Origin of the sequence: Flagellimonas eckloniae (genome assembly GCF_001413955.1) — a bacterium.
Classification (GTDB): Bacteria; Bacteroidota; Bacteroidia; order Flavobacteriales; family Flavobacteriaceae; genus Flagellimonas; species Flagellimonas eckloniae.
Map to the genome: position 1 here is coordinate 1,449,760 of NZ_LCTZ01000002.1, position 12,365 is coordinate 1,462,124.

The 12,365-nt window shown below is 37.3% G+C and carries 9 protein-coding genes; 2 read left to right on the forward strand and 7 right to left on the reverse strand.

Annotation, left to right across the window (positions count from 1 at the left end; all coding sequences use genetic code 11):
• Positions 1 to 32: 32 nt before the first annotated feature.
• The gene (locus AAY42_RS06270; protein ID WP_082433342.1) at positions 33 to 4,148 is read right to left on the reverse strand and encodes a hybrid sensor histidine kinase/response regulator transcription factor; all 4,116 of its coding nucleotides are present in this window, start codon (positions 4,146 to 4,148) and stop codon (positions 33 to 35) included.
• 167 nt (positions 4,149 to 4,315) lie between these two features.
• Here AAY42_RS06270 and AAY42_RS06275 point away from each other — a divergent pair, with 167 nt between their 5' ends.
• Positions 4,316 to 5,209 carry a hypothetical protein gene (locus tag AAY42_RS06275; protein ID WP_055393417.1) on the forward strand — a complete coding sequence of 298 codons (894 nt, stop codon included), beginning with the start codon at positions 4,316 to 4,318 and terminating at the stop codon, positions 5,207 to 5,209.
• Positions 5,210 to 5,358: 149 nt separating this feature from the next.
• Here the strand turns inward: AAY42_RS06275 and AAY42_RS06280 are convergent, their stop codons facing one another.
• The 6 genes from AAY42_RS06280 to AAY42_RS06305 are packed head-to-tail and all read right to left on the reverse strand — an operon-like array spanning position 5,359 to position 11,552.
• Positions 5,359 to 6,663: a TRAP transporter large permease gene (locus AAY42_RS06280; protein ID WP_175288735.1), complete on the reverse strand. Its 1,305-nt coding sequence runs from the start codon at positions 6,661 to 6,663 to the stop codon at positions 5,359 to 5,361.
• Between the two features lies 1 nt (position 6,664).
• Positions 6,665 to 7,156 (reverse strand): TRAP transporter small permease, encoded by a 492-nt coding sequence (locus tag AAY42_RS06285; protein ID WP_055393418.1) that lies wholly within the window; start codon positions 7,154 to 7,156, stop codon positions 6,665 to 6,667.
• Positions 7,157 to 7,158: 2 nt separating this feature from the next.
• Positions 7,159 to 8,127: a TRAP transporter substrate-binding protein gene (locus AAY42_RS06290; protein ID WP_055393420.1), complete on the reverse strand. Its 969-nt coding sequence runs from the start codon at positions 8,125 to 8,127 to the stop codon at positions 7,159 to 7,161.
• Positions 8,124 to 9,542 carry a glucuronate isomerase gene (gene uxaC, locus AAY42_RS06295; RefSeq protein WP_313777875.1) on the reverse strand — a complete coding sequence of 473 codons (1,419 nt, stop codon included), beginning with the start codon at positions 9,540 to 9,542 and terminating at the stop codon, positions 8,124 to 8,126. The genes AAY42_RS06290 and uxaC overlap by 4 nt, the downstream gene beginning before the upstream one ends.
• 3 nt (positions 9,543 to 9,545) lie before the next feature.
• Complete coding sequence (gene uxuA / locus AAY42_RS06300; RefSeq protein WP_055393422.1) at positions 9,546 to 10,721, reverse strand: mannonate dehydratase; 1,176 nt, start codon at positions 10,719 to 10,721, stop codon at positions 9,546 to 9,548.
• A 9-nt stretch (positions 10,722 to 10,730) separates the two neighbouring features.
• A complete protein-coding gene (locus tag AAY42_RS06305; RefSeq protein ID WP_055393423.1) occupies positions 10,731 to 11,552 on the reverse strand; it encodes an SDR family oxidoreductase in 822 nt (273 codons plus the stop codon).
• A gap of 136 nt (positions 11,553 to 11,688) precedes the next feature.
• Between AAY42_RS06305 and AAY42_RS06310 the strand changes: the two genes are divergently transcribed.
• On the forward strand, positions 11,689 to 12,360 hold the full coding sequence (locus AAY42_RS06310; RefSeq protein WP_055393425.1) for an NUDIX hydrolase: 672 nt from the start codon (positions 11,689 to 11,691) through the stop codon (positions 12,358 to 12,360).
• Positions 12,361 to 12,365 lie beyond the last annotated feature (5 nt).

Genomic DNA, 12,365 nt, shown 5'->3' on the forward strand with positions numbered 1-12,365 from the left:
TTTTTACTTAGAAAATTCAGGCTTCAACAACTCTATTTTCCACTTTTGGGAAGTTCCCCGAATTGTTTTTTGTAGCAAACCGTAAAATACGAAGCTGATAAAAATCCAACTTTATGGGCCACTTCACTAACATTAAGGTTCTTATCGTTTTGAAAAAGTGTTCTAGACCTTTCCAGTCTAACCCTTCTAATAAATTCAATGGGAGATAACCCAGTTAGACTTTTTATTTTTCGATAGACCTGGCTGCGGCTCAAACAAAGATGGGAAGACAACTTTTCAACATTCAGAGAAGAATTTTCAATATTGTCTTGGACATAGGCAACCACTCTGTGGATAAAATCGTTGTCGTAATCCGCTTCCTTTTTTTCTTGTGGCACATTTGCATATTGTTCCAACAAACGATCCTTTTTCAAAAGTAATTGTTCCAAAACGACCTTTAGTTCCTTCTTATCAAAAGGTTTTACAATGTAGGCCTCTGCTCCTGCCTCCATTCCTTTTATTCTGTCCTTGGTCAGGTCCTTTGCCGTTAGTACTACAATTGGAGTATGGTTCAAGTTTGGGTCGTTTTTCACTTTTTTACTAAATTCTATCCCATCCATTAGCGGCATAATGATGTCGGTGATAATAATATCTGGGCGATGTTCCATTGTTTTAAGCCAACCTTCCTGACCGTCAGATGCCAAAATCAACTCATAATCTTCCTCAAAAATTGATATTAGATAGTCTTGAAGATCAACATTGTCTTCTACGATCAGCAACTTCTTTTTCAATGTTTTTTTGGATAAAATTTCTTCGATCTTATAGGTCTTAGGTTCAGATTTCGTCTCAGTATCGGACAGCACCATTTGCTCATCTTTTTGTGCTGATGGATATTCGGTGCTCTTAAAGAATTCTTTACCATAGGGTATGAATACTTTAAAAATTGAACCCTTACTCAATTCACTCTCAACTTCTATGACACCTCTATGCAGTTCAATAAAACTCTTTACCATTTCCAAACCAACACCTGTACTTCCGTAGTACGACTTGTTCAATTCACTAATCTGATAAAATCTCTTGAATATCTTTTTGTAATCCTTTTGGTCTATTCCCGGACCGTTATCTTTGATGCTTATTTCTATCACTGGAATTGGTGTTTCCTTACTTACTAAAGGCAATACTTTTTTCTTCCCGGCGACTATGCTTATAAGTATTCGGCCTTCATTAGGGGTTACTTTAAAAGCATTGGATAATAAGTTGAATAAAATTTTATCAAGCATTCCACTATCGCCCCATACATCTAGATTAACATTGTCATACTTTAAATCTAGTCGCATTGACCTTCTTTTGGACTCTTCATTGAAGAAACTAAGTATATTTTTTGTTTGTTTTACTATGTTAAACTGACTCACCTTCAATTGAAGTTTTTCGGATTGTAACTTCCTAAAATCCATCAGTTCATTGATCAATCTGGAAAGGCGTTCTGCATTTTTATGGATTATATGATGTTTTTGACGCACTGATCTGGAAAACTCAGTTTCGTTAAAATCAACTAATTCCTTTATTGGATTGATGATTAAAGTAAGTGGGGTTCGAAATTCATGCGAAATATTTGTGAAAAATTGAAGTTTTTGTTGTTGGAGCTCTTCCCTTTGCTTTCTTCGCTCTCGTTCAAGTCTAAAGGTATTTCTTTCATTCACTCGCTTTCTGTAAAAAAGCATTATGGAGAACACTAAAAGACCAAAAAACAGAACGTAAAGCAAATACGCCCATATGGTTTTCCACCAAGGAGGTAATACTTGGATTTTCAATATGACTGATGCATCATTCCAAATTTCATCATTGTTCGATGCTTTTAACTTAAACGTATAATCTCCAGATTCTAAATTGGTATATGTGGCACTTGTTTTTGAACCTACATAGTTCCAGGTATTTTCAAAGCCTTCCAAAAAATAAGCATACTGGTTCTTTTCCGGTCTCGTATAACTTATTGCCTCATAATCGATGGTCAAGACCGTTTGGTAATGCTTTAGCGTAATTATATTTGTTTCCTTTGAGGCATCCAAGGGACTGTTCTTGTCTTTTTGGTTGACTTTCTTATTGAAAAGTTTGACATCTTTCAGATAAGGCTTGGCCAAATATGGATTGTAGACAATATTCTGGGGTTCTATGATATTTATACCGCTCTTGGTCCCTAGATAGAATAGATTGTTATCATCCATTATTACAGCACGATCAGTAAGGAAATTTTCTAAAAGTCCGTCATGGGTAGTAAACTGAACCACTTTGCTTGTTTCGCGATCTATTTTTAGGACTCCTTGCTTACTACTAACCCAGAGTTCGTTTCTAAAAGGTTCAAATATGGCATTGACATAGGTAAGGTCATGATCTTCCAACTCCAATCGTCCAAAATTCTGTTCTTCTCTTTTATAGAAAAATAGGCCACCACCATTGGTTCCACACCACACGGTTCCATCTTGGGTTTCAAAAATATCCAATATACGACTGGAGCTTGGGTGACCGGCAAATTTAGATGAAATCGCATTGCTATGGGCGGTAACACTATATTCGTTGTCATCCTTATTTTCAATATGATAAAGCCCCGAGGTAGTACCAACCCAAATAACGCCATAGCTATCATAAAAAATGGCCTTAATATCCTTACTAACAACTTCTGAATTGGCATACGACCCTCCTTTGGGGACTTGTATTTTTCCCTTTTTTGAATCAAAATAATATACCCCTTCCAAAAAGGAACCTATCCAAACTTTTCCATTACCATCTTCCGTAAAACATCTCACCTTATCCGTTTTAAGAACACCATCCGTATTCTCTTTTGTGAAGTTCACAAAGGTTTTGGAACCTTGTTTCAAAAAGAAGATCCCTCCTCCCCAAGTAGCTATCCATACATTCTCCTTGCTGTCAACAAAAATATCTTCAACGTAAAGTCCTTTTTTTAAACCTTTGTATTCCGAATCGGTTGTTCCATACACATTGGTAATATCACCTGTATTTGTATTAAGAATATCTATTCCATTGATTTGGGCTATCCAAACTTTTCCATCTTCAGTTTTTGCAAATGCCTTTATATCGTTACTATAGATACTGTTCCCAACGTCTTCTGTTTGTATTGATTTAAATTTATTATGATGTTCATCAAAAAAACCTAATCCATTTTCATAGTAACCCAACCAGAGCCGATTTTCAGTATCCAATAGCAGAGACCAAACAGAATCAGAACCAATGGTATGGCTATCTTGGACATTATAGCGATACTCTTTCACAACTCTTCCGGTCATATCCAAAATAACCAATCCTTCATTTTCCACGGCAACAAAAACATGGTTCATACCACTGGTAATAGCCATTGTGGCACTCTCAACAATATCCAATTTAGAGAAAGGAATACTTACTTTTTTTAAATCTCTTTTAAACGTTCCACTCCTCCGGGTACCTACCCATAGGTTCTCACGTTCGTCCAAATGTAAATTGGTTATATACTGTCCCGTTTCTTGATTTATTAAGGGTATATTCTCAATCTGTCCTCTTTGATGGTACTGCTCTAACTTCAATCCCTGATTTGAAGCTATATATAAGTTTCCTTTCGAGGAAAATTGTAAATCTAAAATTGCAAATCCTGTCAATCCATAATCCTGGAGCGAACCGGTTTGTACATCCAACTCTTTTATTCCATCATAAGTTCCTACAAGAAATCTTTCTTCATACTGCACAAAACATAGAATGCTAACATAATTATTGCCAGCATTACCATTACTTCCTGTTGTAAATCGTTTGAACGAATTTTGTTGTTCTTGATATACACACAGTCCTGCATCTGTACCTATCCAAAGCTGTCCCGTGGCATCAAGGAATAAAGAATTTATGGAATTACTGTTGATACTGTTTACATCTTTTAAATCGTGCCCATAATAGGTATAGGAAAAACCATTGAACTTGTATAACCCTGCACCATCTGTTCCAATCCATATGAAACCATTTTTATCCATTATCATTGTGGTAATAGGGCGCTGGAATATATTCTCCTTGACCATATTGAACTCAAGCGATTCAAAATCCGTTTGAGAATGGACCCCTATTATATGTATAAAAAATATAAATAGGAGCGTAAGCTTAAAAAGAGTGGAGTAATCTGATTTACCGTTTATCATCCATATTGAATTGAATCCCGAAGAAAACGCAATTTAGTTCTAGCCAAAATAAAATTTGTAGCATTTTAAGTCTCAAATGTTGCAAACGCCCTTCAAAAAAATAGTAATCCCTTTTTCAAAAGAAGTAATAAGTTATATTGTTCTGATAAATTTAAAGAAAATCGATTATGCGACTGTTTGTTCTTGGAATAATGTGTATTTCCTTAATTTCCTGTGATAGAGAGGCTGGATTTGATGCTATTTTGATGGAAGGCCCCGCTCCATCCGAAGTTCAAGCCAATGTTCAATTCAATAATATGGAACCGCCTTTTTCGGTTACCGTAAGCCCTACGGCAATTGGAGCAACAGCATTTGAAGTTATATCCGGACTTCCCGGTGATACCGCCATGCTTATAGGTATACAGCAAGAAGTTACATTTAGTTATCCTGAAGCTGATGATAATTTCTTTGTAACCATTAGAGCCATCGCTCCCAATAATTCTGTTACTGAACAACAATTTGAGGTAATACCTCCTGCTGACCCTTGTGCACAAATTTTAAGTTCACCACTTACATGGGACAACGGTAATGACGGTGCGTTTTCTTTTGGATTCAATGGTGTAGAACTTCAAGTAGTTGCGAATCCAGATATTTCTGGAGCCAATTCAGAAGCTTCAAATGTGTTGGAAATAGTACAAGATGGTGGTGGCAATTTTGATGGGTTCGGAATTCAAAATTCAGCTCCTATTGATTTTAGTGATGAAGATAAGATTGTAAGGTTAAAATTTTGGTCGAATGTTGAAGTGCCTATTAGACTAAGTATGCAACAAGACCCAAATAACGAAACAGAACGTGAAGTTGAAGTGACTTTGATTCACACCGGTACTGGGTGGGAAGAAATGCGATTTGATTTTGTTAATGCAATTGCAGGCTTTACAGGTAATTCTGATGGTGCCCTTGGTGTCTTGGATGGCGCGTCATTTGTTCCAACAGGACAATATATTAGGGTTCAAATGTTTATTGGCCCTGGAGATGACGTATCTGGAACCTTCTATTTAGATGATGTGGGTGTTTGTCCGTAGTGTAATCCCATCTTGGTTTAAGGTTTTTTAGCCCTACAGGATATGATACTTAATAAAATGGTTGCCAGATAAAAAGACTGGAAGAAAGTTCTAATTCCCAAAAATCATTTTAAATCAATCGCTATTTCCTTATTATTCACTAAACTATTTTAAAGACCAAAAAGGTCTGGTAAAATCATAGTAATTTGAGGAATATAAAGGATTAGAAGCAATACAATTACCATTATAGCCAAAAAGGGTAGTAACGGTTTAATAACTTGTGATACCGACACATTGGCCACTCCGCTGCCCACAAACAATATCGTACCAACTGGTGGCGTGCAGAGTCCTATACATAAGTTTAGTACCAATACAATTCCAAAATGAACAGGATCCATGCCCAGTTCCATAACCACAGGTAGAAAAATTGGGGTAAAAATAAGCACTGCCGGAGTTATGTCCATGAAGGTACCTATGATTAGAAGTATGACATTGATTACCAAGAAAATAATAAATTTATTGCTGAACTGATCTAGCAAAAAAGTACTCATCAATTCCGGTATGCCCTCAAATGAGAACAACCATGACATAGCCATTGAGGTACAAATTAAAAACATGACCACGGCCGTAGTTTTTGCACTTGTCAATAATATAGATGGGAAATCCTTGGTTTTGATGACTCCGTAGACCAATGCTAAAACTGCTGCATAAAGCACCGCAATGACGGAAGCCTCAGTAGCTGTAAATATTCCAGCCACAATACCGCCCACAACTATGACCAATAACAATAAACTAAAAAATGCCTTTCTAAAATAAGTCCATATTTGTATAAATGGCAGACGGTCCCCTTTGGAAAAATCGCGCTTTATGGCAACAAAAGCAATATAGCCCATCAAGGCAACACCCAATAAAATACCTGGCAAATACCCTGCAATGAAAAGAGCTGCCACTGATGCTGCTCCGCCACTGGCAAGCGCATATACAATCAAAATATTACTTGGTGGAATTAGTAATCCGGTAGTTGATGAGGTAATATTGACCGAAGCGCTAAATTCCCGAGGAAAACCTTCTTCCTCCATTCTATCTGTCATTATACTTCCAATTGCGGAAGTGGCCGCAATAGCGGAGCCAGAAATGGCTCCAAAAAGCATTGATGCCAATACATTTACATAGGCCAATCCTCCCGGAAGGCTCACCACCAAAGATTTGGCGAAATTTATCAGCCTATTTGCAATGCCACCTCGTTTCATAATTTCACCGGCCAAAACAAAAAATGGTATTGCCAAAAGGGCAAAGCTATCTATCCCAGTGGTCATTCGCTGCGCAATGGTTGTAATGCCCGGTAAGTTATCTATATTCAATAATAAGCTTAAGGTGGTTGAAATTCCTATACTATACGCCACCGGTACTTTCATCATTAAAAGCACAAAAAAGCTAACAAACAATACTATAATACTCAGTACTTCAATACTCATATCATTCTTTTATTTGGTCAGTATATATTTTGGAAATGTGGTAAAGCGCAAAGCTCATAATGAGTATTCCACTGATAGGAAGTACCGCATAGATATAACCTAATGGGACCCGCAATGTTCCGGACAGCTGTTCTAAATGTAAGGTGGTGTAAACCAAATTAAACCCACCTATGACCATAACTATGAGTGCAAACAGAAAAATGCACATTTCAATGAAATACAGTGCTTTTTTACGCTTGCCCTCCGAGAGTTTTTTATATAAGAAATCCATGGATAAATGTTCCCTTTTTGCATTTAAATAGGCTGCACCCAAAATGGACAACCAGATTAATGAGAAACGTGCCAATTCTTCAGTAAATGAAAATGAACGATTCAAAACATATCTTGAAAATACCTGCCAAGCAACATCCAATACCAAGATTGCAAATATTATGACAAGTAACACCTCAAGGGTTTTATTGATTTTATTAAAAATTATATCGAAGGTTTTCATGATTATTTGGCTTTTATTTGACGCACCAATTCGGCCAATTCGGGATGGGTTCGTTGAAATTCTTCTAAAACAGATTTAGATTTATCTGCAAATAAGGACTTGTCTGGAATGATAATCTCTACTCCTGCTTCTATAGCTTTTGCCATAGATTCTTCTACGGATGCTTGCCAGTATTCTTTTTGTGCTTCGGCTGATTCAATCGCAGCTTCTTCTACCCACTTTCTTTCTTGTTCAGAAAGTTTGTCCCAAAACTTTGTTCCTATCAAAACCACATCTGGAACTGCGGAATGCTCATCAATTGTGTAATATTTGCTTACCTCATAATGATTTGATGATACAAAAGATGGTGGATTGTTCTCAGCACCATCCACTACCCCCTGCTGTATGGCCGTATACAATTCACCATAGGCCATTGGCGTTGCGGAACCTCCGAGGGCATTGACCATGTTTATGGCCATTTGATTGTTCATAACACGTATTTTAAGGCCTTTTAAATCTTCTGGTTTCCTAACCGGTTTTGTTTTCGTGTAAAAACTTCTACTACCCGCATCATAGTAACAAAGTCCACGCAACCAAAACTTGCTTCCTTTTTCTAAAATTGATTTTCCTATCTCCCCATCAAGTACTGCATTTTGGTGTTCTTTGTTCCGAAAAAGATACGGCACCCCTAAAACTTCATATTCAGGAACAAAGTTTGAAAGTGTTGCCGCACTTACTTTTGTTATGGCCAAACTACCTATTTGAAGTAATTCGAGCACTTCGCGTTCTGAACCCAATTGTGCATCTGGGAAAATCTTCACCGTTAGTTTACCTCCAGATTTTTGGGCCAAAACCTCCTTAAATTTCAAGGCTCCTTTATGCACAGGATGCGATTGTGGTAGGCTATGGGCAAAATAAAGCGTCTCGCCAGCCTTTTCCTCTTTACAGGAAAGTAATGCGCTAAAAACCAATAGAATTAATGTATACCTCATACGTTCTTAAAATCAAAATAATTTGAAGCATTGTTATAACAGATATCCTGTATCATCTTACCCAAAAAAGGGATGTCATGGGGCACTAATCCATCTATGGCATCTTGAGCAATCAAATTACATAAAATCCTTCTAAAATATTCATGCCGTGGAAAAGATAAAAAACTACGGCTATCCGTTAGCATGCCCACAAATCGACTCAACAGTCCCATATTGGATAGGGTGTTGAGCTGTTTTTCCATTCCGTCTTTTTGGTCCAAAAACCACCATCCTGACCCCCATTGCATTTTTCCTGGAACTCCAGATTCGCTATAGTTGCCCATCATCGTCGCAAAAACTTCATTTTGGGATGGGTTTAAATTGTATGTAATTGTTTTTGCCAGTTGATTGGTTGCATCAAGTGAATCAAAAAGTTTTGACAAAAACGAAGCCATTGGATATTCCCCTATAGAATCACAGCCTACGTCGGCACCTATTTCTTTTCGCAAACGACTATTGTTATTCCGAATAGGCCCTAAATGAAATTGCTGCACCCAATTCATTTCGTGATATTTCCTGCTGAGGTGTAAAAAAATACAAGTCCGATACTTGTTTATTTCAATGGTTGAGAGCAAGCCTTTTTTTAATGCTTTTTCAAAAATCTCCCTGACTTCTTCCAAAGTAAATTCTTCCATGGCCAATGCATCACCAATTCCAAAATCGGAAAGGCGACATCCATGATTGTGAAAATGTGCCAACCTTTGGTCAATAGCTTGCAAGAAAGTGGATAAATCTTTTATATTATGCGAAACCGTGCTTTCTAGTTTTTTTACATAATCTGGGAATTCTGATTGTCCAATCAAAAACAAATTATCGGAACGAAAGGTTGGAAATACCTTCGTGAAAAATCCTTTTTCAGCTATTTGCTTATGATATTTTAAATCGTCTGTTGGGTCGTCCGTTGTACAAACTACTTCAACATTCATTTCTTCCAACAATTGCGCTGGGGTTTTAGATGCCAATATCTGATTTGCTTCACCATAAATCTCCTTTGCCGAGCTTGGCTGCAAAATAGTATCAATATCAAAATACCTTTTCAACTCTAACTGGGTCCAATGAAATAGTGGATTTCTAAGGGTATACGGAACAGTTTCTGCCCACTTTACAAACTTATCTTCCAAAGACGCATCGCCTGTAATATATTTTTCTTCCACACCATTCGCACGCATTCCCCTCCACTTATAATGGTCCCCACTTAGCCAAGCTTTGGTAATATTTCCTATTGGTTTATCTTCTGCAATCTCTTGTGGGGATAAATGATTGTGATAATCAATAATAGGCATTTGTTTTGCATACTCATGGTACAAGGTTTCGGCTTCTTTTGAGTTGAGCAAAAAATTGTCTGTGATGAATATTTTTGATTGTATTTGGCCCACGTACTATAGATTTTTAGAAATTCCGACAGCTAATCCTCTTAATTCTGCCAATCCACGCAACCTACCAATACCCGAATAGCCAGGATTGGTCTTTTTGTGAAGATCATCCAACATTTGATGTCCATGATCTGGTCGCATAGGGATTTGGGCATCCTTCCTGCCTTCTGCTTTCCTTCTTTTTTGTTCCAACAATATGTGTTTTACAACACTGTACATATCCACATCTCCTTCCAAATGATTGGCTTCATAAAAGTTTCCTTTGCGGTCTCTTTTGGTGCTTCTTAAATGTAAAAAGTGAACTCTATCCGCAAATCTTTTAAAAATCCCCACTAAATCATTATCGGCCCGTACTCCTAAGGAACCGGTACAAAACGTCATTCCATTTGAAATATCCGGTACTTGCTCAAAAAGGTGGGCATAATCTTCCTCGGTACTCACAACACGTGGCAATCCCAATATAGGATATGGAGGATCATCTGGATGAATGCACATCATTACATTGTTGCCAGATGCCACGGGAATGATCTGCTTTAAAAAACAAACCAGGTTTTCCTTTAAGGTTTGGGCGTCAATTTCTTTATAGGTATCCAAAATATCTTGAAACTGTTCCAAAGTATACCCTTCCTCTGCTCCTGGAAGTCCCGCAATAATATTTTTAACCAGTTTTTCTTTTTCGTCAGTTGAAAGGTCATCAAAATAAACCTTTGCTTCTTCCTTTTGTTCCTTTGAGTATGTTGTTTCCGCGCCTGGTCTTTTAAGCAAGTATAGTTCAAAAGCGGCAAATGCAGTTGTATCGAACCGTAAGGCCCTAGAACCATCTTTTACTTCATAGTCCAAAGAGGTTCGTGTCCAATCCAAGACGGGCATAAAGTTATAGCACACAATATGAATACCGTATTTTGCCAAATTCTCTATACTGGTCTTATAGTTTTCAATATAAACCTGAAACTCTCCAGAACGTGTTTTAATGTTTTCATGAACTGGAATACTTTCCACAACGCTCCACCTTAGTCCTGCATCTTCTATGATTTTTTTACGCTTTGTAATTTCTTCCACTGTCCATATTTCACCATTGGGAATATGATGTAGGGCTGAAACCACTCCTGTAGCTCCTGCTTGTTTAACGTCTAATAACTTTACCGGGTCATTTGGCCCGTACCATCTCCATGTCTGTTCCATACTACTATTTTACACTCCGCTAAATGCACTAAAACCTCCATCAATTGGAAGTACGGTTCCTGTAACAAATTTTGAAGCATCCGAACATAAATAGTGAATTGATCCATTCAATTCATCCGCCTCTCCAAAACGTTTCATAGGTGTATTCCTAATAATTGTATCACCTCTTTCAGTATATGAACCGTCCTCCTTATTAATTAATAAATCCCTATTCTGATTTCCAATAAAAAACCCTGGTGCAATAGCATTCACACGTAGTCCTTCTCCAAATTTTAAAGCCAATTCAACTGCTAGCCATTTGGTATAGTTGTCTATGGCAGCTTTTGAAGCTGAGTAGCCCACTACCCGTGTAATTGCACTTTGTGCCGTCATTGACGAAATATTGATAACCACCCCCTTTTTTTGCTTCACCATTTCTTTTCCGAATACCAATGAAGGAAGAATGGAGCCAAATAGATTTAAATCGACAACTTTTTTGAAATGTTCAATATTAACATCAAAAATTGACTGATCCACACCGATGGTTGCTCCAGGCATATTTCCTCCGGCTGCATTGATCAACACATCTATTCTGCCATTTTCTTTGACAAGGGCATCGGAAACAGATTGAAGGCTCTCCTCCTCTAATGCATTACACACAAAACCAGATACCCTGTCGCTAACTTTTTTAAGTCTATCCACTGCAGCATCCACAATGTCCTGTTTGTAATCCAAAATGACCACGATTGCACCGTTGCCCAATAAGTATTCTGCCATGCTGCCGCCAAGAACGCCTCCTCCGCCAGTAATCAATATGACCTTTGATGAAATATCAAATAAATTCTTTTTCATATTTTGATTTTTCAAGTAAAAATTCAGTAATAATTTTTGATACAATTATTATTCTGTGTACTTTATACACAGTTACTAAATTAAGGTTTTTATTGACAATCGACAAATTAAAAAATCATTACTATTTTCACCCTCAATGAAAAAGAAACAACTCCACAATTTTCAGGTTAGACCGGATTCATTTGAATGTTCTGTGACTGCAGATATTGCCGTATTCGGATATCTGGACAACAAATTGAAAATTTTACTTACAAAACGCTCTGTAGGCGGCTATACAAACCATTGGATGCTACCGGGAGGAGCAATGGAAAAAGAAGAAACATTGGAAGGCTGTGCCAACAAAGTATTGTTTTCCCTAACCGGATTTAGGGAAATCCATTTTGAACAAGTCAAAGTTTATACCTCTCCTGACCGACATCCTTTAAAAAGGGTTATAACAGTATCATATTACGCTTTGGTACAACCAGAAAACCATCCATTGACACTAAAAAGTAATGTTGAGGAAATTTCTTGGTTCGACATTGATAATATTCCTGAAAAAATGGGTTTTGACCATAGACAAATCATACATGATGCCCACAATTTTCTTAAAAACAATTTGAAGGATAGACTTATCGTTGGCAAATTGCTCCCTGAAAAATTCACTTTGCCCGAATTACAAAATTTATATGAAAATATTCTTGGGTTACAATTGGACAAGCGCAACTTTAGAAAGCGGATATTTCAAATGGATATTCTACTGAATACGGGTGAAAAAAAATCCGGGATAAAGGGCGGACCATTTCTATATCGATATAAGAATCAGTAATTAGT

What these genes read in the sequence shown, in the direction of transcription:
- AAY42_RS06270 (WP_082433342.1), bottom strand. Translation starts at nt 4,148, where the DNA reads ATGATAAACGGTAAATCAGATTACTCCACTCTTTTTAAGCTTACGCTC.
- AAY42_RS06275 (WP_055393417.1), top strand. Translation starts at nt 4,316, where the DNA reads ATGCGACTGTTTGTTCTTGGAATAATGTGTATTTCCTTAATTTCCTGT.
- AAY42_RS06290 (WP_055393420.1), bottom strand. Translation starts at nt 8,127, where the DNA reads ATGAGGTATACATTAATTCTATTGGTTTTTAGCGCATTACTTTCCTGT.
- AAY42_RS06305 (WP_055393423.1), bottom strand. Translation starts at nt 11,552, where the DNA reads ATGAAAAAGAATTTATTTGATATTTCATCAAAGGTCATATTGATTACT.
- AAY42_RS06280 (WP_175288735.1), bottom strand. Translation starts at nt 6,663, where the DNA reads ATGAGTATTGAAGTACTGAGTATTATAGTATTGTTTGTTAGCTTTTTT.
- AAY42_RS06310 (WP_055393425.1), top strand. Translation starts at nt 11,689, where the DNA reads ATGAAAAAGAAACAACTCCACAATTTTCAGGTTAGACCGGATTCATTT.
- AAY42_RS06285 (WP_055393418.1), bottom strand. Translation starts at nt 7,156, where the DNA reads ATGAAAACCTTCGATATAATTTTTAATAAAATCAATAAAACCCTTGAG.
- uxuA (WP_055393422.1), bottom strand. Translation starts at nt 10,721, where the DNA reads ATGGAACAGACATGGAGATGGTACGGGCCAAATGACCCGGTAAAGTTA.